The 20,440-nt window shown below is 52.6% G+C and carries 24 protein-coding genes; 11 read left to right on the forward strand and 13 right to left on the reverse strand.

Going from position 1 to position 20,440, the window contains the following annotated elements; translation table 11 throughout:
- Positions 1–48 precede the first annotated feature (48 nt).
- Together QMG90_RS09880 and rluE are read right to left on the reverse strand one after the other, a co-directional pair.
- A complete protein-coding gene (locus QMG90_RS09880) occupies positions 49–510 on the reverse strand; it encodes an NUDIX hydrolase (protein ID WP_283283643.1) in 462 nt (153 codons plus the stop codon).
- A 14-nt stretch (positions 511–524) separates the two neighbouring features.
- Entirely contained in the window at positions 525–1,172 is a 648-nt protein-coding gene (gene rluE / locus QMG90_RS09885; protein WP_283283644.1) for a 23S rRNA pseudouridine(2457) synthase RluE, read from the reverse strand.
- A gap of 156 nt (positions 1,173–1,328) precedes the next feature.
- On the opposite strand from rluE, the gene icd reads away from it, so the two are divergent.
- Together icd and ymcF are read left to right on the forward strand one after the other, a co-directional pair.
- The gene (icd, locus tag QMG90_RS09890; RefSeq protein WP_038154441.1) at positions 1,329–2,579 is read left to right on the forward strand and encodes an NADP-dependent isocitrate dehydrogenase; all 1,251 of its coding nucleotides are present in this window, start codon (positions 1,329–1,331) and stop codon (positions 2,577–2,579) included.
- A 580-nt stretch (positions 2,580–3,159) separates the two neighbouring features.
- Positions 3,160–3,354, forward strand: coding sequence for a cold shock small protein YmcF (ymcF, locus tag QMG90_RS09895; RefSeq protein WP_283283931.1), 195 nt, complete (start codon positions 3,160–3,162; stop codon positions 3,352–3,354).
- Between the two features lie 125 nt (positions 3,355–3,479).
- Here the strand turns inward: ymcF and QMG90_RS09900 are convergent, their stop codons facing one another.
- The 3 genes from QMG90_RS09900 to QMG90_RS09910 all read right to left on the reverse strand — a co-directional run bounded on the left by QMG90_RS09900 (position 3,480) and on the right by QMG90_RS09910 (position 8,286).
- Positions 3,480–6,500, reverse strand: coding sequence for an autotransporter outer membrane beta-barrel domain-containing protein (locus QMG90_RS09900; RefSeq protein WP_283283645.1), 3,021 nt, complete (start codon positions 6,498–6,500; stop codon positions 3,480–3,482).
- Between the two features lie 500 nt (positions 6,501–7,000).
- Complete coding sequence (locus QMG90_RS09905; protein ID WP_283283646.1) at positions 7,001–7,525, reverse strand: winged helix-turn-helix domain-containing protein; 525 nt, start codon at positions 7,523–7,525, stop codon at positions 7,001–7,003.
- 23 nt (positions 7,526–7,548) lie between these two features.
- Positions 7,549–8,286, reverse strand: coding sequence for a pirin family protein (locus tag QMG90_RS09910; RefSeq protein ID WP_283283647.1), 738 nt, complete (start codon positions 8,284–8,286; stop codon positions 7,549–7,551).
- A gap of 67 nt (positions 8,287–8,353) precedes the next feature.
- Here QMG90_RS09910 and QMG90_RS09915 point away from each other — a divergent pair, with 67 nt between their 5' ends.
- The gene (locus QMG90_RS09915) at positions 8,354–9,301 is read left to right on the forward strand and encodes a LysR family transcriptional regulator (RefSeq protein WP_283283648.1); all 948 of its coding nucleotides are present in this window, start codon (positions 8,354–8,356) and stop codon (positions 9,299–9,301) included.
- 9 nt (positions 9,302–9,310) lie between these two features.
- Here QMG90_RS09915 and QMG90_RS09920 read toward each other — a convergent pair whose 3' ends face one another.
- Positions 9,311–10,090, reverse strand: coding sequence for an alpha/beta fold hydrolase (locus QMG90_RS09920; protein ID WP_283283649.1), 780 nt, complete (start codon positions 10,088–10,090; stop codon positions 9,311–9,313).
- Positions 10,091–10,231: 141 nt separating this feature from the next.
- Between QMG90_RS09920 and QMG90_RS09925 the strand changes: the two genes are divergently transcribed.
- Entirely contained in the window at positions 10,232–10,711 is a 480-nt protein-coding gene (locus tag QMG90_RS09925; RefSeq protein ID WP_283283650.1) for a MarR family winged helix-turn-helix transcriptional regulator, read from the forward strand.
- A gap of 103 nt (positions 10,712–10,814) precedes the next feature.
- On the forward strand, positions 10,815–11,012 hold the full coding sequence (locus QMG90_RS09930) for a hypothetical protein (protein ID WP_283283651.1): 198 nt from the start codon (positions 10,815–10,817) through the stop codon (positions 11,010–11,012).
- A 65-nt stretch (positions 11,013–11,077) separates the two neighbouring features.
- Here QMG90_RS09930 and QMG90_RS09935 read toward each other — a convergent pair whose 3' ends face one another.
- Together QMG90_RS09935 and QMG90_RS09940 are read right to left on the reverse strand one after the other, a co-directional pair.
- Positions 11,078–11,656, reverse strand: a complete 579-nt coding sequence (locus QMG90_RS09935) for a DUF2239 family protein (protein WP_283283652.1) — start codon at positions 11,654–11,656, stop codon at positions 11,078–11,080.
- Positions 11,657–11,751: 95 nt separating this feature from the next.
- Positions 11,752–12,486 (reverse strand): SDR family oxidoreductase, encoded by a 735-nt coding sequence (locus QMG90_RS09940; protein WP_283283653.1) that lies wholly within the window; start codon positions 12,484–12,486, stop codon positions 11,752–11,754.
- A 101-nt stretch (positions 12,487–12,587) separates the two neighbouring features.
- Here QMG90_RS09940 and QMG90_RS09945 point away from each other — a divergent pair, with 101 nt between their 5' ends.
- From QMG90_RS09945 to QMG90_RS09955, 3 genes are all read left to right on the forward strand, one after another.
- The gene (locus QMG90_RS09945; protein WP_283283654.1) at positions 12,588–13,484 is read left to right on the forward strand and encodes an AraC family transcriptional regulator; all 897 of its coding nucleotides are present in this window, start codon (positions 12,588–12,590) and stop codon (positions 13,482–13,484) included.
- Between the two features lie 20 nt (positions 13,485–13,504).
- Positions 13,505–14,206: a hypothetical protein gene (locus QMG90_RS09950; protein WP_283283655.1), complete on the forward strand. Its 702-nt coding sequence runs from the start codon at positions 13,505–13,507 to the stop codon at positions 14,204–14,206.
- Between the two features lie 197 nt (positions 14,207–14,403).
- On the forward strand, positions 14,404–14,595 hold the full coding sequence (locus QMG90_RS09955) for a hypothetical protein (protein ID WP_283283656.1): 192 nt from the start codon (positions 14,404–14,406) through the stop codon (positions 14,593–14,595).
- Positions 14,596–14,636: 41 nt separating this feature from the next.
- Here the strand turns inward: QMG90_RS09955 and QMG90_RS09960 are convergent, their stop codons facing one another.
- A complete protein-coding gene (locus tag QMG90_RS09960) occupies positions 14,637–15,530 on the reverse strand; it encodes a PhzF family isomerase (protein WP_283283657.1) in 894 nt (297 codons plus the stop codon).
- A 35-nt stretch (positions 15,531–15,565) separates the two neighbouring features.
- The gene (locus QMG90_RS09965; RefSeq protein WP_283283658.1) at positions 15,566–15,841 is read right to left on the reverse strand and encodes a hypothetical protein; all 276 of its coding nucleotides are present in this window, start codon (positions 15,839–15,841) and stop codon (positions 15,566–15,568) included.
- A 299-nt stretch (positions 15,842–16,140) separates the two neighbouring features.
- Between QMG90_RS09965 and QMG90_RS09970 the strand changes: the two genes are divergently transcribed.
- The gene (locus QMG90_RS09970) at positions 16,141–16,407 is read left to right on the forward strand and encodes a DUF2534 family protein (RefSeq protein WP_283283659.1); all 267 of its coding nucleotides are present in this window, start codon (positions 16,141–16,143) and stop codon (positions 16,405–16,407) included.
- 121 nt (positions 16,408–16,528) lie between these two features.
- On the opposite strand, the gene QMG90_RS09975 is transcribed toward QMG90_RS09970, so the two are convergent.
- Entirely contained in the window at positions 16,529–16,630 is a 102-nt protein-coding gene (locus QMG90_RS09975) for a YoaK family small membrane protein (RefSeq protein WP_283283660.1), read from the reverse strand.
- Between the two features lie 43 nt (positions 16,631–16,673).
- Positions 16,674–17,705, reverse strand: a complete 1,032-nt coding sequence (locus tag QMG90_RS09980; RefSeq protein WP_283283661.1) for a sensor domain-containing diguanylate cyclase — start codon at positions 17,703–17,705, stop codon at positions 16,674–16,676.
- Between the two features lie 343 nt (positions 17,706–18,048).
- On the opposite strand from QMG90_RS09980, the gene QMG90_RS09985 reads away from it, so the two are divergent.
- Entirely contained in the window at positions 18,049–18,354 is a 306-nt protein-coding gene (locus QMG90_RS09985) for a hypothetical protein (protein ID WP_283283662.1), read from the forward strand.
- Between the two features lie 134 nt (positions 18,355–18,488).
- Positions 18,489–19,196, forward strand: coding sequence for a CTP synthase C-terminal region-related (seleno)protein (locus tag QMG90_RS09990; RefSeq protein WP_283283663.1), 708 nt, complete (start codon positions 18,489–18,491; stop codon positions 19,194–19,196).
- A gap of 42 nt (positions 19,197–19,238) precedes the next feature.
- On the opposite strand, the gene QMG90_RS09995 is transcribed toward QMG90_RS09990, so the two are convergent.
- Positions 19,239–20,423, reverse strand: coding sequence for a CynX/NimT family MFS transporter (locus tag QMG90_RS09995; RefSeq protein ID WP_283283664.1), 1,185 nt, complete (start codon positions 20,421–20,423; stop codon positions 19,239–19,241).
- Positions 20,424–20,440: the final 17 nt, after the last annotated feature.

Here is a 20,440-nt window from a genome sequence, read left to right on the forward strand (position 1 = left end):
TACTCACGACATTGAACTTCAAGGCGGCGTATTCTAGCACGCGCCCCCTCACTTGACACCCTCTGTGAACGGCCAGTTAAATTCCCCAACCAGCGATAGCGGGTGGCGCTCTCCGCTCTGCCAGCAACGAATACTTTCGGCAACCAGCGCGGAGCGCAGGTTTTTTGCGTTGAGGATCTCCTCTGCCGTCAGCCACAGGCAGCGATCGATGTCGCTGTCATGCGGGTCAGTCGCGCACGTATCGCTAATCTCAATGGCGAACAGGAAGCGCAGAAAGGGCGTTTTGTCCGGTGCCAGCCACTGATGCATACGGATGAAATGCTGTGGCGTGGCGCGGATGCCGGTCTCTTCCCACAACTCACGTTCGGCAGCCTGCACCAGGGTTTCATCGGCTTCAAGATGCCCGGCAGGCTGGTTCCACAGCGCCTTACCATTGATGGTTTCTTCCACGACCAGAAATTTGCCTTTGGCATGCACCACGCAGGCGACGGTAACGTGCGGCTTAAACATCCTGACTCCTTTATTTATGCCTCCCGCCATTCACCACTGGCGAGATTGTCGAGTGTGTAAGTGCCCATCGCATAGCGAATTAAGCGCAGGGTAGGGAAGCCCACATGGGCGGTCATGCGCCGTACCTGACGGTTGCGCCCTTCATATAAGGTGACTTTCAGCCAGCGGGTGGGGATCGACTTGCGCTCGCGAATGGGCGGATTGCGCGGCCAGAGCCATTCGGGTTCGTCCACCCGTTCAATGCCAGCGGGGAGGGTGGGGCCATCGTTCAGCGTGACGCCGTTACGCAGCGCGTTAATCGCCTCGTCCGTGGGTTCGCCTTCGACCTGCACGTAGTAAATCTTGCCTGTTCGCTTTCCCGGCTGGGTCAGTCGCGCCTGCAACACGCCGTCGTTGGTCAGGACCAGCAGCCCTTCGCTGTCGCGATCGAGCCGCCCGGCGGCATACACGCCCTGTATGGCGATATAGTCTTTCAACGTACGGCGCCCCGCTTCATCAGTAAACTGCGGCAACACATCGTAAGGTTTATTGAACAGAATGACGCGCTTTGGCGAGTTATCGGTACGTGGTCTGGCGGATTGTCTCGAGCTGAATCGCTCAACCCGGTGATTTCTATAAGAAGTTTTCGGCATGGTATTTTCAGGCATGGTCAATTGCCGCATTATAGCCTAATTACGAATGCCTTTCATGGAACCAAACATTCAGGTAGTATTGACAGGCCCATTACAAATCATTAACAAAAAATATTGCTCAAACTTGTCCGCGCCTGCGGTGCGAGAAAGGAGGAGCAAACCCAGAAGCGCTCGAAGGAGAGGTTAATGGAAAGCAAAGTAGTTGTTCCGGCGGAAGGCCAGAAAATCACCCTGCAAAACGGCAAACTCAACGTTCCTCACAACCCGATTATCCCGTTCATTGAAGGCGATGGTATTGGCGTTGACGTTACCCCGGCGATGCTGAAAGTGGTGGATGCCGCTGTCGAGAAAGCCTATAAAGGCGAGCGTAAAATTTCCTGGATGGAAATTTACACCGGTGAAAAATCCACCAAAATTTACGGCCAGGACGTCTGGCTCCCGCCTGAAACGCTTGATCTGATTCGTGACTATCGCGTTGCCATCAAAGGCCCGCTGACCACCCCGGTCGGTGGCGGTATTCGTTCCCTGAACGTTGCGCTGCGTCAGGAGCTTGATCTGTATGTTTGCCTGCGTCCGGTTCGTTACTACCAGGGCACCCCAAGCCCGGTAAAACACCCGGAACTGACCGACATGGTTATCTTCCGTGAAAACGCTGAAGATATTTATGCCGGTATTGAATGGAAAGCGGACAGCGCCGACGCGGAGAAAGTGATCAAATTCCTGCGTGAAGAGATGGGCGTGAAGAAAATTCGCTTCCCTGAGCATTGCGGTATCGGCATCAAGCCGTGCTCTGAAGAAGGGACCAAACGTCTGGTTCGCGCGGCTATCGAATATGCTATTGCAAACGACCGTGATTCTGTGACGCTGGTACACAAAGGCAACATCATGAAGTTCACCGAAGGCGCGTTCAAAGACTGGGGTTACCAGCTTGCTCGCGAAGAATTCGGCGGCGAACTGATTGACGGCGGCCCGTGGCAGAAAATCAAGAACCCAAGAACCGGTAAAGAGATCATCATCAAAGACGTTATCGCTGACGCCTTCCTGCAGCAGATCCTGCTGCGCCCGGCGGAGTATGACGTGATTGCCTGTATGAACCTTAACGGCGACTACATCTCCGACGCCCTGGCGGCTCAGGTTGGTGGTATCGGTATCGCGCCGGGCGCGAACATCGGTGACGAATGCGCACTGTTCGAAGCGACCCACGGTACTGCGCCGAAGTATGCCGGTCAGGACAAAGTGAACCCGGGTTCCGTTATCCTTTCCGCAGAAATGATGCTGCGCCACATGGAGTGGTTCGAAGCCGCAGACCTGATCGTGAAAGGCATGGAAGGCGCCATCGCTGCCAAAACCGTGACCTACGATTTTGAACGTCTTATGGAAGGCGCTAAGCTGCTGAAATGTTCAGAGTTTGGCGACGCGATTATCGCGAACATGTAATCCAGTTGCTGGGTTAAATGCGAAAGGGAGTCATTCGGCTCCCTTTTTTACTGCCCTCGAAAAATTCTTCCCCAAAACTTTCCCCAAAACGTTTCCCCAAAACCCCCTCATCATGACCCTGCTTTTGTGATGACGATCACCCAGTCTTTTCCGCGATCATTCTGACAACGATGCGAGCAGCGTCCGCCCTGTATCGGATTTCCGCTGATATTAAGACGTTGCTGGTATGAGGTTTTATGTCTGCTGTGAGAGCTGGTTCAGGCAGGGTAGCGCTGCGAAAGGTTTCAAGAGGGAACTGACCGATGGGTGATTAAAAGAATAGTGTCAATAGTGATGAAATTTAATATCTTGAAAAAACAGAAAGATATTATTTGTTGGCGTATTTGTAACATGAAAAGTTTAGCAAATAGTGCTATCGCAAAAATAATTAGCAGGGTATTAAAATTGTTATAAATTCTTATATAAATGAAATTGTGCCTTAAAGGTAAATGGAAATTTACATGCAAATGGTGATAAATCCAGGAACATAAATAAGTATTACCAGGAATTTATGCAGGAGGCTAATTTAGAAGCTTTACTAATATTTTACACGCCAGTTTTCCCTCTATTGACTTGCTTTTGTCACGGTTCGCAATACAGAACATCAAATTTTGATGTTTCCGAGAAAAATCCATTTGGCGCAAAATGTATTTTTTGTAAAGCTTCAATGATTACATTCGATAATGTCGCTTCGTATATACAATCAGGGCAAGCGCCACTTGATTTTCGCAAGTAACATAAATTGACTGAGTCTGTGAAGCTTTTAATTTAAGATTGGCAGGCTTATGAAAAAAGTTATCGTGACTCATTCAGTGGTGAAGAAGGGAAAAACCACCCGCGTTGACACGGGTGGTTGAAAAGTCAGAAGGCGTATTTCAGACCCAACATACCTTGTGTATCACTGTAGCCTTTGTCACCGATCTGCTGACCGACGTTACCCCACAGGGCGACATTCTTCGTCAACTGACCTTCAACACCGGCTTTCAGTTCACCGATATTGCGGGCACCTGCCAGCTCTACCTGCTCGCCGTTCAGCGACACACCAAAGTCTTTGCTGTTGTGGATCCAGTTGGCTTCCACGAACGGCTGGAAGGTGCGGCCTTTACCGTCATCCAGCTGGTTGTGGCCGTGACCGTACAGACGCACGCCGACGCGGGTCTGAATGTTGCCGTCGCCGTTGCCTTCCACGCGGGTGCCGTTGGCTTCTTTGTGCGGATCCGCTTTCACGCCCATCCAGGTGATCTGGGCTTTCGGCTGGATGTACAGCGAATTGCGTTCGCTGAGGTCCGCCAGTTTCCAGGTGTAACCCGATTCAACAGAAGCGGTGAAGCCATCAGAATCATACGCTTCAGACTCAACACCATGACCGGAAACGGTATTGTCGAACCAGTTGTACTGCGCCCAGCTGTCAACGTATGCACCTTCCAGCGTGTCGTTATCCTGCAGCCAGGTGCCGTAGACACCGACGCTGTAACCGCTGATGCTGCCGTCAGCACGGTTGCCGTTACGGTGGTTGACCGTGCGGCTCTTCTGGTTGGCATAGCCCGCCATCACACCGAGGTGATAACGGTCAGCGTTGTCCGAACTCCACTGCGCGATATCGCCGCCCAGCTGCATCACATAGCGGTTGCTCTGCATGTTCAGCTGACCGCTGCTGTCTTTCTGACGGGTATGCCCGCCAACGTTACGCAACCACATGCTGGTGACGGCGGTTTCGCCGGTCAGTGCGTCAACGTAATGCGTTTCACCCAGACGGTCATGCAGACGGGTGGTAAACAGGTTGTTGGCAGCCTGCAGGTTCATGGCATACAGACCGGCTTCCGGGCGCACGGCGTGCTCTTTCGGCTGAGTCGGTTTCTGCGGCGTCACCGGTTTTTGTGGTACGACAGGGTCAGCCGGGTCCTGTGGATCAACCGGGTCAACAGGGTCCACCGGATCAATCGGGTCAACAGGATCTTCCGGAGACAGTGCGCTGCTCAGATACCAGTTCTTAACATTCTGGCCTTCGCCGCGCTGCAGGGTGTAGTCATAGGCGCCAGCAATGATACGCCCGTTCTGTTTAAACTCGCCGTCAGAATCCCCACCCACACTAATCAACTCGATACCGTCAGTGGTAAGGCCGCCTGCGCCGCCTGCGTTCAGCACCTTGACGTTGGTGGTGCCGCTGGTGTTGCCGCTGATCAGCAGACGGTCGGTCGGAGAACTGTCATCACCCAGTTGGGTGTTCATGACGATGTTACCATTGTCGCCCTGATAATCACCGTTGACGGTCAGGGTTTTGAACGCTACCGCATCACGCGTCAGCTTACGGCTCTGCGCGCTGGCAGGCATAAAGTTGAGGGTCGCGTCTTTCAGCGACAGAGTGGTCAGCGTTGAATCGGCAACCATATCCCAGCGGCTGTTGCTGCCGTTCAGCGCGAGGTTGATCGTGCCCTGATCCGCCGTCTGAGTGTCGCCGTAAATATAAGAGTTATCGCCAGAAACGATATCAATGGTGTGATTGCCTTTGGCAAGCATGGTTCCCCAGGCAACCAGCTTGTTATGGTTGGTAATATCAGTGGTTCCGGCATACGAACCGTAAACGGAATACAGCTTATCGGCAACAGAATCATAGGAAAGCTGGCTGCCTAACGTGACATCACCGGTGAAGCGGGCATCTGCCTGGTGCAGTAAATAGGCCGTCTTGCCGCCTTCAGTCTGAATATTGATATTGCCGACGACCGTATCTGAATCCCATTGCTCCGAACCATCAACCAGGATATTGGTGCTGAAAAAGCCTCTCAGCATTGCGGTATCGCTACCTTTCATCTGAATGGTGGCATTTTTAATCAGATTCTTCGTCCTACCTTCATTCAGGTAGTCCCATAAATACACGCCGCGGACGGTGCCATTACCTGTCAATTTAATATCAAGATTATCAATGGTCAGATCGGAACTACCTTCTGCGCGCCCGGTATAAAGCACGCCATCGGTAAATCCATTCGGCAACGAGTTCAGGATAGTGATAGCTAAGTCTTTGAAATAGCGTTTTCCCGGGCCTGCGGTTGCCGGATCCGGAAGGGTGGCATGTGTATCGAGTAAAAAGACACCCCGGGGTGCTGTGGATACACTCGGCGAGTTGTTGATAATGGTAATGGTGGTCTTGCCAAGAAAATTGAACGCATCCGTTGCGCTTATTGCGTCAGTATAGCTACTGGTACCAGTTAACAGGATATTGACATCACCGGTAAAATTCGCCTCTTTACCACCCAGCGTGAGTCCGGCGCTGTGTGAGGTAACTATTTTGTCGAAGGTTGGGGTATAAACAAGGTTGAGATTTTCAACGTTTAATACCGCGTCACCATACGTACTGATCCCGCCGTTGTTGATGGTGGTGGTGCCAGTCAATGTCAGAGAGGCAGTATCATCAACGGTAATCGCACTGGAAGGCGCCTCTTCCAGTATACCCAATGACAGGGTCAGGTTTTCCGCTGTTGCCCGGGATGTCCCGGCAAACTTAAGGACGGAATAGAAATTATTACTCCATGACGATGTCGGGAAGTAATTGATGGTAACGCCACTCCCCAGATCAAACGTCCCGGCAGTAAGATGAGCAAACCGTGTAGCGCTAAGATTTGTATTGCCATCATACTGATATATCCCTTCCGCATTAATAGTAATATTATCTTTCATGCGAATCATGCCATCGGCTGACATCGAAATAAACGCCATATCGATGCTGTCATTGATATCCACTTGCCGATCTGCCGCGGGTGTACTGTCATTAATGACCACTTTGAGGCTTTCCGCGCTCACAGGGAGTGTTGACGTCGCCAGTATGGCGCTTACCATCAGCGCAATTTTACCTGGTTTAAACCAGACGTTTTTCTTGGGTGAATTCATAAGTAATACAACTCTATTTAGCATGACATTGTAAGTTAAGGAGCCATTCCCGGTTCCATGTGTGCTACTTAAATTTAATGTGGTGCGTATTAATTACGCCGAGAGGGATTTACCAAAGCGACCTGGCGGTAATGCGATAAATAAAAATAGTGGGTTTAGTCAGTACACTTCCCTGTGTATATCCTTCCGTTACGGATATTTTATTCGCCAGCGCCTGCGCATAACAAATGAAATACTCTTAGTAATGCAGTGCGGTGAAACAGGTTTTTAAATAAGGGTATTTAAAGAGAAGCTGCTGCTTTTGAATGGCTTGCTGGTTTTTCGTTCTGTTTTCCTGGCGGAAGTTGAGGTTTTCAGGAGATTAAATAAGGAAAATAAGAGACAAGAACACGAGCGCTATACCTGTTGTCAGGCATGACATAGCGCTCGTGGCAGAGGATGAGTTAATGCTGACAGTACCGGACTTGCAGGCAGGGTACGATCCCCATCGCCAGCAGCCACTATCTGAAACTCTGCTGACCTAATACACTCAAGGACGTCATGAATTTCTCGATACTGGAAAATAGCAATGCGCCAATATTCACGTTCAACTTCTCCGAGCCAGAAATACGCGCCGGGATTGACGGCAACTGAATATCCTGCCCACGGATGATGATATCAGCGACCACAGGCTGAACATCGCTGATGTTCACTTTATTTACCACAGCATCAAAATGGATGCGGAATCCTCTTCTGGGAATGGTATTGATAAGTTTATCCCCATCAGGGATCATTTCCTTAAGCGCGCGGCGAATAAGAGAAATATTCTGATACAGCGTATTCGGGGTGGTATTTGCCCCTCGTTCTTCCCAGACCTTCTGGTATAATTCAGCATGAGTAACAATTTTCCCGTGCTGCTCCAGCATCAGTTCGAGACATCTTGCCGCCGGATACGTCAGCTTTGTCGCAACGCCGGAACCTTTCAGAACCAGCTGGTTTTGCCCCGCGCGGAAATCAATACAGTTATTAATTACATATAACATCATGGTACCTGTTTCTCGTATCATTCTCAGACGCCGGATTCTGGCATTTCAATGACAATAAAATGGCTGTGCTCTGTTGTTGCCCGCAATGTCAGCGTGGCCGGGCCGCGGATTTCCAGTGAATCGCGTTCATTCAGAGTATCGATCTCATTAACCGTCAGGCTTCCTTCAACGTTGTTGATATATGCCTGGCGTCCTGCTTTCAGTTCAAACGTCACGTTATGATCATTCACCAGTTCACTGGCGTACATGTTCACATCCTGATTCAGTAACAGTGGTGCATTGCCATTGTTGATACTGCCCACAATATGCAATAGCGTATTCAGCCGATCCCCGGCGGTGAACTTATGATTGCTGTAACGCACCTCCAGCCCCTGGGCTGGCGGGATAATCCAGATTTGCAGAAAGCGACACCAGTCATCGTCATTATTCAGTTCCGAGTGCCAGACACCTTTTCCTGCGGTGACAGTCTGAACATGCCCGCGTTCCAGAACGTCCTCTTTGCGGGTGGCGCTGTCCCAGTGCGTCAGTTTGCCATCAATGATGTAGCTGACAATTTCCATATCCTTATGCGGATGTCGGTTAAACCCATGATGAGGTTTAACATTGTCATCATTGATCACCCGCAACACACCAAAGTTCATATTGTCCGGGTCATAGTAATTCGCGAATGAAAAATGAAAAAATGTGTCTGCCGGGTGATATTCACTGGCAGGCAGATAATGCAGTGCACTTGCTTTCTTTACATGATAAAGGGTTGTCATTGTCCGTCTCTGGTCTACATATAATGGATGCATAATATATTTCGCTTCGTTTCCAATAAATGGGGCGGTGACTAAAACACCGTTACGTAAAATGAAAGAATATGACCTGGTTTCGTTACGCAGTTTTGTTGCCGTGGTGGAAACGGGCAGTTTTTATAATGCCTCTGTTCAGATGGAAACCAGCAGTGCGTCTATCAGTCGTCGGGTCTCCTCTCTGGAAAATGCGCTTGGAGTTCATCTTCTTAACCGCACGACACGCCAGCTCGAACTGACGACCGCCGGGCAACAGTTTTTCCAGGATATCAAAGAGATACTTGAATCCTTCGAGCAGGCGGAAGAACGGCTTTCCAGCATTCAGGAAACCCTGAGCGGGGTAATACGCATAGCCGCGCCGATGACCTTTGGCATCCGAAAACTGTCGCCGTTGCTGCCGGCGTTTATGAATAAGTACCCGCAGATAATGATTCAGTTGCAGTTAGAAGACCGGATTTCTGACCTCGTGGGAGAAGGCCTTGATTTGTCGCTAAGGATTGGCGAACTCCAGGATTCAACATTGGTCAGTACGCGAATAACGGAACTTCCGCGACTGTATTGCGCCTCGCCTGAGTACCTAAAAAAATATGGTACGCCGCAAGCGCCTTCCGATCTTAAAGGGCATCGCTGTCTTCGCTATTCGTACCTGACCGCCCGAAGCGAGTGGGGAATTACCGAGGGGGGAGAATTACCGGATATGCATTTTCCTTTATTTGCCGGAAATGGCGAAGTTTTACGGGAAGCCGCGATTCAGGGAATAGGAATAACTATGCTGCCATGGTTTATCGTCGAGAATGCTATTCATGCCGGGATTCTGGTACCGGTACTCCAGCCCTATGCGCCGCCGCCACTTCCTTTATCCATTGTTCGTCCGACACGTCGCTATACGCCGCTCAGGGTGACAACCTTGATGGAATGGTTGCGGGGGGCGTTGTTTACGACAGGAAATTATAAACCGCCAGGGAAACCCGGCGGTTTATAATTTTTACACTTAACCCTTAATACTTTGCGCTGCATTGTCGATGGCATCAGCAACCGCTTTCGGTTGGGTGAGGAAGAGCACATGGCTGGCGTTCACCTCCACGACACGGGCGTTAATCCGCTCAGCTGTTTTGTGCAGTAATTTGGGATCGATCGCTTTATCCTGCGTGGCAATAATGGCCCAGCTGGGTTTACTTCTCCAGGCGGCATGCGTCACTTTGGCGTCAAAATTCGCCATATTCAGCGGGACTTGCGAATCACGTAGAAATGCCGCATCGCCATCACTCGTATCGCCGGCAAACCCTGTCTTAAATTTTTCCAGATTAATAAAACCAAAACCATCTTTCTGCGTGTCGATGACAAATTCAGCGGGTGGAGGGATGTCCGTGAATTGTGAAGCCGTCGATTCGCCTGCATCGGGCGCCAGTGCAGAAACATAAACCAGTCCGGCGACCTTTGGATCGACACCGGCTTCGGTGATCACAGTGCCGCCATATGAATGACCCACCAGAATCGTCGGTCCCTGCTGCCGGTCAAGAACACGTTGAGTGGCGGCCACATCATCTGACAGCGACGTCAGCGGGTTTTGCACAATAGTCACGCGGTAACCGCGTCCGGTCAGTTCGTCATACACACCGCGCCAGCCAGAACCATCAGCAAACGCGCCATGCACCAGCACGACATTACGTACGGTTTGTGTGTCGGCGATACGGTCGGCGGAAATCGCCAGGGTGGCCGTGGCAAGACCCACAGTTGCAGTAATGGCGGCCAGGAGAGCTTTTATCTTCATGGTCATAATCCTCGGTTATTCGCAATAACATTTATCGCGATAAATAAAAACTAGGGCGATCTTTGCACAATGTCAAGCGATAAAAATTATCGCGATAGTTATTGTTGTGATATGATCGAAAGTGATGACCAGGAGTGAAAGATGACCACATTAAAAACAAACAAGAATGTTCCCCCTCCGCCCCTTGATGACCAGTTGTGCTATGCCGTGTATTCGGCGGGGATCGCGATTCAAAGGATCTACAAACCGTTGCTGGATGGAATGGGGCTGACGTACCCCCAGTATCTGGTACTGAATGTGTTGTGGCGGGAAGATAAGCAGACCGTCGGCAAAATCGCCCAAAAACTGGCGCTGGAACCCAGCACGCTGACGCCGCTCCTTAAACGACTCGAAGTTGCGGGTTTTCTTCACAGGACGCGAAACCCGGACAACGAACGCCAGGTGGTGATCGCCCTGACAGAGCAGGGACGGCAGTTGCAGAACCGGGCGGGCTGTCTGGGTCATTCGCTGCTGGAGGCCTCCGGGCAATCACCTGAAGAACTGGCACAACTGAACAGCCAGCTCCGCCATCTGCGTGATGCGCTGTATTCACATCTGGATGACTGGGACACCCCCGAATAGGCAGACTTAACGCCGAACGTCCTGATAATCAGCAGATTTTTATTTTTCCATGGCGCCGTTGATACTCAGTGCTACGCTTTTCTTGGGTATCAGGGGATATATCATGAAAAATAAAGACGAACAAACCGGGCTTGTTGGACTGGCCATTGGCGCCGCCGTGATTGGCCTGATCTCTGCGCAGAAGGCGATTAACCGGAATACCATCGTTGAAGAACTGGTGCGACTGGGCAGACAAAATGGCGATGGTGTCGAAGACGAGGTATTCGTAAAAGCGGCGGAACTCGTCAGGAAGGGCATATGAATGCCCGTATCGTCCTCTATTAATTTCTTTCCGCCGCTGATTTCTTTGCGCGCACATCGTTAGCGTTATTTTCCCTCGTCCTGTTTAAAAGCCAACTGCCAGGCATACTGACGAATATCCTGTGGCCAGTTCTCAATGCAGGTTTTAAAACCGGCCTCATCATCGGCAAACAATGCCCGCAGGCTGGCTTCGTATTCCGGAAAGTCGCCAGCGATTTCATACATAAACTGATATGCGCGTTCATGTCTGCGGCGTTTGTTTTCGGCCGGTTCATTCGATTTTCTGGCTTGATCGATAAGCCTGCGCAGCGTAGCGGACGCGCCGCCTGACTGGGTTGCCAGCCATTCCCAGTGGCGGGGGAGCAGGGTGACTTCCTTAGATGAGACGCCCAGCTTCGGCCTGCCGCGAGATTTGACAACGGCGGTTTCTTCGCTCTGATGACTGCCCTGCTCCGGGTAGACCGCCAGGGCGCTGGCTTCATCGCCGTGAATATGAATATCAAGGCGCTTGCCGTTACGGTCATTAAAAATGAAAACCGGCTCTTCGCTGATGCTGGCGGCCTGAATCTGTTGCAAAAGCTCGCTCAGGTTGCCGTGGGCGATTTGTCGTTGTTGCTGAAAAGCGGTTAAGGTGACACGAGACATGAGGCTAACCTTTTTTATCCGGGTAAAAATGGGAGCCTACGGTGTTTGCAGACCCTTGTCAATTATACCCGGGTAAAAATATCTGACAGGCGAGGTTACGGCAACGCCAGCGCATCAGCCCCTGCACGAAAACGAAGTCGGTCGGAGGTGTCGTTTGCCGCCGCAAACACGGTTTCGGCGACATCGATTTCCCGCGTAAATGCCGTAGCTTTAGCAAACCCGTCAAAAACGCCACGGGCGAATGATTCATAGGCTTCCGGGATCAATCCCTGCATGCGCTGCTGACCATTAGCGGCGAAACGGGTCATCGGGCCATATCCCGGCTCAACAAGCTTAACGCGAACACCGAAATGGTTAAGTTCATGTTCCAGTGAACCGGTAAATCCTTCGATAGCCGTCTTGCTGGCAGTATAGGCTGCCACCAGCGGATACGCGGCCAGTGCGGCACTGGACGTCACGTTGACAATCGTGCCGCTCCGGCGCGCCCGGAACTGCGGGATAACCGCCTGGCACATGGCCATGACGCCGAAAGTATTGGTTTCGAAGATGTCGCGGACGGTGGTCATTGGCGTAACCTCAAATGCGCCAAACAACCCAATCCCGGCGTTATTCACCAGCACGTCGATGGGTCCGGCGGTTTTCAGAGTACGCGCGATGCTGTCAGGCTCAGTGACATCCAGCGGCAGGAGCTGAAGATGTCTGGATGCGGGAAATAGTGTCGCCTGCGGTGTGCGCATGGTGGCAATGACTTTCCAGCCCTGCGCGAGGAAATAGCGGGCGGTCTCCAGGCCATAGCCGGAAGAGCAACCGGTGATCAGTACAGTTTTCATGTCAGGCTCCAGGGTGTGGGTGAACTCGGAATAAACAATAGACGCCCGTATCAGGATTAACGATAATCGATCATCCTGTTTTGTTTAGCGTGAGTCCTGAAATGAGCGATCCGCTTTCAGACGTCGTTCGGCTGCTTCACCCTGGCGCTGCCTTTGCCAATATCATCAGCGGCAAGGGCAACTGGGCGGTGCGCTATTCCGAATACGGCCTGCCCAGTTTTTGCATTATGCTGGAAGGCAGTTGCCTGCTGAAGGTTGATGGTCATGAGCCGGTGACCATCAGTGCCGGTGATTTTATCCTGTTACCCACGACGCCCGCCTTTACGCTGTCGAGCTTTGTCCCCGCGCCGCCAGTCTTTCTCGATCCGTTCCATGTCGCGAGTGAACACCGTGAGCTGCGTTATGGCGATCAGGAGGGCTCCCCGGAAATGCGGTCGCTGGGCGGCGCTTTCCTGTTCGATTGTGCCGATCCTGGCCTGCTGGTTTCCCTCCTGCCGACGGTGGTTCACGTCCGGGGATCCGCGCGTTTGTCGCAGCTGGTACAAATGGTGGCTGAGGAATCCGCAGAGCAGAAACCGGGTAGCGCGTTTATGCTTTCCCGGCTGGCAGAGCTGCTGCTGGTTGAGGCGATGCGCTCAGCGGCCACCGGTAGCGCCCCCCCGGGGTTATTACAGGGTTTAGCGGATGAACGGTTGGCCCGCGCGTTGAAACAGATGCATGCGCGCATTGAGCATGCCTGGACTATTGATGAACTGGCGAAATTTGCCGCCTTATCTCGCTCCGTCTTCTTTGCACGCTTCACGCGCAGGGTAGGGATGGCGCCGATGGAATACCTGCTTGCCTGGCGCATGAAAATCGCGAAAGATTTACTTCGCGGCAAAGAACTCTCCGTCGCTGCGGTTGCGGAACGGACAGGCTACGGCTCGACAAGCGCGTTCAGCGTGGCGTTCAGCCGACATGTCGGGTTGCCGCCTGGGCGTTATGCACGATCACAATAATCAGAACTGAGGGGGCTGAAATGAACGCTGCCGGGCTGAACGCGCTCTACCATTCGACAACAGAACGGACATTACGCGTCTGGCAACGTCTGCGCGGTAGCGAGCAGGTGGAACAGGGCAACGCTTATGATCCGCATAAATTCGCCATCGGTGCGGGGATCCAGCCCGTAATGAGCGCGGAAATAATCATGCTGTTGCAGGAACTGGCGCACATCAGCCGGGGTGACCCGCTGGCTGATGTCATGCCACAAGCGGCTTTCCATTTTACCTTTCTGCCGATCACGCAGCCCCTCTGGAGTGCCGATGAGCCGTTACCCGCACAAACGGATGAGTTGCTCCGACTCTGGGCGGCTTATCAGGGGGCGACGGTGGTCATTCGCAATCTCAGGCTGGTGGCATTACCCGGTCAGTTGTTACTGGCAGGTATTCCTGATGAGAAATCTGTTGCCCTGCGCCAGCAGTTTTGCACGCAGCTTTTAGCGTCATCATGGGGAGAGGCGTTACGCGTACGCCATGCCAGCACGCCGCTGCCAGCCCCGTTCTGGCACAGCACGCTATTACGTTACCGGGCGCAGTGCCTGCCAGAACATCTGCAGGCATTTTTCCTTGAGCGGCAGGCGTGCCACTACGGCGATGTTTCCGGCACGCTGACGCTGACAAAGGCCATTTACAACTGGGCGATAGCGTATCCGTTGGCACCCGCGGATAAAAGTGCAAATTAATAAACGCGATAAATATCCGAATATCTAAAACAGTAAATACGGTGTTTTTGTTATTCACATTTCACATTTATCAGAATAAATATCAAATATAATGCACAATGAAAATATGTTATGCATTGTGCCTTTAATTTTTTGATTGAAAGTCGTAAATCAATTGTTATATTAATGATGCTCATTGTTAACGCAGGGATATAAGAATGAAAAAGAAAATCATTCAAAGGCGAATTAATAAAAATCAATACGTTAATCCTGAACATATCGTGAAGATTGACTGGCTTAGCCACGACGAAGTCTTTGTTATTCAGATTGTAACAGGAGAACGAATCACCCTGGATAAAGAAGAATCTCATGACTTAATGGATTATTTCGATTTTAAAAATCCATTATGATATTTGGCCGCGGTAGCGGCCTTTTTGTTTATTCCCAGGCGTTACATGCTAATTGCCAGTTCTGCGTGAAATAAGATGACTGCCGTTCCTGAAATCGTCACTTTTTCTGGCTGGTTATCGCGAATGGTCACGCTAATATCCACCACACCGCTGCGACCTATCGCGCGACCCTGATGACCGTGGATATGCAGCCGTTTTCCGTCATGCGCCATCAGACCGTGATGCACCAGCCACGCGCCCATTGGACCATTAGCGTTGCCGGTGACCGGATCTTCGGCGATGCCGATTGCCGGGGAAAACATCCTGCCGTCGGTTTCTGCTTTACCGGGACGGATAAGAAACGGGAAAAAACCATTACAACCGATTCGCTGGCTAATAGCCGACAGCGCCGGAAGGTCAGGGCTGAGCGCATCGATATCCACCTCCGGCTTCAGCGGCACCATCACTTTCGAATGGCCTGTCGAGGCCACCTGAATTGGCAGCCCAGGCAGCATATCGTCTTCATTGAGCCCAAGCGCGGCAATAATCGCGGCGCGATTTTCACCCTCCAGCGGCGGCTCAAATGTCGGCGTACCTTGTTCCAGCGCCACCCGCAGGTCGTCTCCCTCAGAAAGAATATCCACCCGATGGCGGCCCGCCAGCGATGTCTGCCAGACCGTGCAGTTCCGCAACCCAAGCACTTTCGAGCGCACATAATGCGCAGCTACGGTGGCGTGGCCGCAGATTGGCACTTCCACGGTAGGGGTGAAGTAGCGAATACGGACATCGCTGTCATCGCTGTTTAACAAAAACGCGGTCTCCGAATGACGCAACTCGCGGGCGATGAGTTGCATCTGCGCTTCACTGAGCCCATCGGCATTCAGCACGACACCAGCAGAATTGCCACGAAACGGTTCGGCGGTGAATGCATCAACGTGATAGATCTGCGGCGTCATATTTTCTCCGGGACGGTTGCAGGGGATAAAGGAAATCAGACGCCGCGTATCTGCGTGTTATAGCGAATGGCGGCCATGGTGGCGGTCATGCTACTGCAAAACAGGCGGTTATACGCCAGGTTCCAGTAATTATTGCGATGCACAAACACCATAAATTTTTCGGTGCCGCAACAGGGCACGACACAATAACAGGGCGATGTTTGTTCGTTAGGCGGGAGCCCTTCGCCGTAGGAAGAAAAGAGAATGCGGGTTTCTGCGAGAGTGAGTTGATCCATGTTGATGCTGTCCATTTCCGGGGTCTGATAACGCACAATTCAGCTTCTAACCATATCGCATTGATTTTGTTTTAGCGAGGATAATGCACAGCAAAGTGCGAGAGGCAAAAAAAACCTGCCACACGGATGCGGCAGGGAAACTAAGAATGTTTACATCGAATGTCGGAACAGATTATGAATCATTTGTATGACAAATAAAAGTCAGATTTGCGTTTAGTTTTTCGCACCATGTGCCAGCAAGGCTCGATGTAACATTAAACCTTCAAAATGTTTTTCATTAGTGTTACAACTAGCCGCAATGATGACCGTCGCCAGTCGCAGAGGAGGGAAGCGCGATGATTCTGGAAAGGCTGAAGAGTAAAAATGGCAAGAAATTTATCGCTGTTGTGGTGATTGCGTTTATTGCGGCGGTGGCCGTTGTCGGGAGAGCGACCTTCGGGGGCGTTGTCAGAGAGTACAATCTACCGTATTCCGAATGGACAACCGGCATGTTTGTGTTGCAGGGCGCAATGGTTTGTATTTACAGCATCGTCTTTACAATCCTGATTTCCATTCCTTTCGGGTTTATTCTGCTGGGTAGCGACAGTCAGAAAGAGAAATAATGATGCTGAAGGCGACGGAATACCCGAACGCCTTCACGCAGCAAGCTTTACCACCAGCCCAGTTGTGTTCCGGCAACCGCGACGACAGCAATCACTATCATGATAAGCGTGGTTTTACGCATCAGGCGCCTCCGGGAGCGGCATAGCCGCCAACAAAAAACCAGGTCAGAAACACAATGGCGGCAATGAAAATCGCCACCGGAAACAGTACGCCTAATTTCATCGTCGTTCCTTATTAACAAAACGCGCTTATCATACCCGAAGCGTCATTCCATGGTGCTGAAAAAGAGCGTCTGACGGCGACTTTTTTTATCCAGATACATGGCATCATCTGCTGCACGCAAGGCGGTTTCGGCATCAGTCGCTGCGGGGTCAACAGCCACCAGCCCAATGCTGGCACCCGGATAGGTAAACGTCACGCCGGGAAGAACGTACTCGCCACGCGTATGCGCGCGTAGCGCCTCGCGCTTTTGCTGCAGCCGCTCGCCAGTCAGCGGCCCGTCAGTTTTGCTGATGCTGGCGAACAGAAATTCGTCGCCGCCAAGACGCGCCACAATATCATCGCCGGCTCTGACGGCCGCCAGTCTGGCGGCAACCTGACAGAGAAATTCATCCCCTGCCTGATGACCGTAACGGTCGTTGATGGCTTTAAAATTATCGAGATCGATAAACGCGACAATTACCTTGTGTTCCATATGGCTGGCGATGGAAAACAGCGTCGGCAGATGATCAAACAGCGCGCGGCGATTCGGCAACCCGGTCAGTTCGTCGGTAAACGAGGAGGCTCTCAGCGCCGCATTAACTTCACGCAACTGAGCAACCAGCGATTCGCGCTCAATATGGCGGGCAATCAGCCCGGCGAAGAGGTGCAGAACATGTTCGCCGCGCAGCGTAAAATCGTGCTGAGTTTTACTGGTCGCACATAATGTGCCATACAGCGACCCGTCGTTAAGATGCACCGGGGTGCTGAATAAGGTTTTGATCCCAAGGGCACGCGCCGCATCGCAATCCTGCCAGCGGACATCCACCTCATCGGAATAAAAACAATTATCCCGGATCGCCCGTCTGCAGAGTGTCTGTTCCCAGGGCAACGTGAACCCTTCCGGCACCTGCATTTCACCGCTGTTACGTGCGAACTGAATATGTTGCAGTTCGGCCCCCATATCGATTCGGGTGAGATAGGTGGTCTCCATATCGGTCACCATCGCCAGCATCTCCAGTAGCTGGCGAACAAGGCCTTCCAGCGACTGTTCTGTAGAGAGACTGTGTGAAACCTGAGCAAGAATAATATCGGACATTACCGCGACGACTCCCGCATGCTGGTCCTGACCAGCACACGCATTGCTGAAAATTTAAACGATTCAGACATAGTAAAACATGAAAACCACAAATTTCATATATTCACGGCGCGGGATAAAAAAAAGCCCCGTCGGGGGAGACGGGGCAAAACTCATTGATTATGGAATGATCTGTTCTCTGGTCATTCGAGAACAGGGAAAGCGTACGCGACAAAAGTGCAGTTAAAATGAAGAAATCGTGAAGATTTACGGGGGCGAAAACGCGTGAGGCCAGTGACTTCGCGGGTTTGCTGCGATACACTCTCGATCGGATTTATCTGAAATCAGGATCGGCATCAGAAGTATGTTTCAGCTCAGGCCAGGCACCATGGCGATGATTATCGGTGCGCGTACCCTCGTCGGACAGGCGAACATCGGAAAATCAGTAGAACTTTTTGCGCTGTGCCAGCCCGGAGAACGGTTGCTCAACCCGGTTAACGGCGTAATGACAGAACTGCCCGCTGATGCGCCACGCCCGCTGTGGCTGGTGACCGGCGCGGTCTGCGCAAATGATGGTCAGCGCGGGTTCGCGTTTGTGCGCGCGGAACATCTGATGCCGTTATTGCCTGATACTCTGCCAGAAGATGCCCGCTTATTTGAGGTGGGCTAACCACTCATCATAAACGCGTTTGCACTGGATCATCGTTTATCTCCCCGGTTCGTGCATACCAGGATAGTCCATCCGCCGCAGATATGACAGTATTACGCCTGCGTCCAAACACTGTCAGGCACAAGGATCTTTTTATGGAACAAACCGCGCTCAACCCAGTACTCCGCATTGCTCTCGTCGGCGACCATAGCGACACAGTGCTCGCGCATCAGGCCATTCCGCTGGCTATCGACGATGCAGCCGCTGTGCTGGACAAGGTCGTTCAGTATGACTGGCTGGACACCCCGGCGATAACCTCGGCGGACGATCTCGCCGGTTACGATGCGATTTGGGTGGTGCCGGGCAGTCCCTATAAAAACGTGGAAGGGGCGTTTACCGCGATCCGTTATGCGCGCGAGAACAGCATTCCGTTTCTTGGCACCTGCGGCGGCTTCCAGCATGCGATTATTGAGTATGCCCGTAATGTAATGGGATGGGCGGACGCTGCGCATGCAGAGACCGACAGCAGCGGGCGAATGGTGATCGACGCGCTGGCCTGTTCTCTGGTGGAAAAAACCGACGCCATTGAGCTGCGCGGTAATACTCTCGTTCACCGTGCCTATGGTCGTGATGTCATTCAGGAAGGGTATCACTGCAATTACGGGATCGCTCCGGCATTTGCCCGCGAGCTGGAACATCAGCCGCTGCGGGTGACCGGCTGGGATGAAGAGGGCGATATCCGTGTGGTTGAGCTAACCACGCATCCTTTCTTTGTGGCGACGCTGTTCCAGCATGAGCGTAATGCGCTGGAAGGGCGTCCGGCGCCGCTGGTGCAGGCGTTTTTGCACGCCGCCGCGCAGTAACCGGTATTGCCCGGCGAACGCTGTCGCCGGGCATTGACATTGTCAGGAATGGATTTCCCGATCACGCCCCGCGCAGGCACCGAAGCAGGCCATGATGATGGCAAGCAGCGCCACGGCAATCAGCGGAATGTGCCAGTCACCGCTGGCGTCATGAATTTTCCCCATCAACGGCGGACCACAGGCCGCCAGCAAATATCCCACCGATTGGGCCATCCCGGAAAGCGCTGCCGCCTGATGCGCGGAGCTGGCGCGTAAGCCGATAAACGTCAGGCCGAGGATCATCGTCGCACCTGACCCGAAACCGAAAAGCAGCGTCCACGCAATGGCCTGATCCGGCAGCAACCAGAAACCGGCAGCGCTGACGGCGCACATCAGAGACACCAGCACCGCGATGCCACGCTGGTCGCGCAGCTTGTGCAGGATCAACGGAATGGCAAGCCCGGGGGCGGCGGTCGCCAGTTGTAACAGGCCGTGCAGGGAACCGGCCTGCGATTCACTGTAACCGTGGCTGATGAGGATTGCCGGCAGCCAGCCGATAATCACGTAATAGACCAGCGAATTCAGACCGAGAAACAGCGTCACCTGCCAGGCCAGCGCCGAGCGCCAGATGCCGCGATTGTGCAGCGAACGTGAACCGGTAACCGCAGAAGTCTGATGATTTCGCCACTGCGGCAGCCAGAGCAGCAATGCCAGCAGCGGGAAAAACATCAGCATCAATAACGCGCCGCGCCAGCCGAACCCATGCAGTGCCAGCGGGACGACCAGCGCGGAACCGAGCGCTGCTGCGCCACCCATCGTCAGGGAATAGGCGCCGGTGAGTCGGGCGACGTGCTGCGAAAAATCACGCTTGATGAGGCCCGGCAGCAATACGTTACCGAGCGCGATGCCACAGCCGATGATCGCCGTGCCCGCAAACAGCAAGACAGGCGAGGGGAATGACCGCACCGCGATCCCGGCACAAATCAACAGCAGGGCAGCAAACAGACTGCGCTCTATGCCAACGCGGCGGGCGACGCCTGCCGCCAGCGGTGAAACCAGACCAAAGGCCAGCAGCGGCAGGGTGGTTAACAACCCGGTCTGCGCAGTCGTCAGGCCGTATTCCGCGCGAATACTGTCAAGCAACGGTGCCGCACCGGTAAAGGTGACGCGTAGTGTCGTGGCAATCAGGAGAATGCCGGCGATAAGCAACAGAGACTGACGGCCGGACGTAGTAACAGAAACAGACATAATATTCTCAGTTCCGA

Source organism: Trabulsiella odontotermitis (assembly GCF_030053895.1).
Taxonomy (GTDB): domain Bacteria; phylum Pseudomonadota; class Gammaproteobacteria; order Enterobacterales; family Enterobacteriaceae; genus Trabulsiella; species Trabulsiella odontotermitis_C.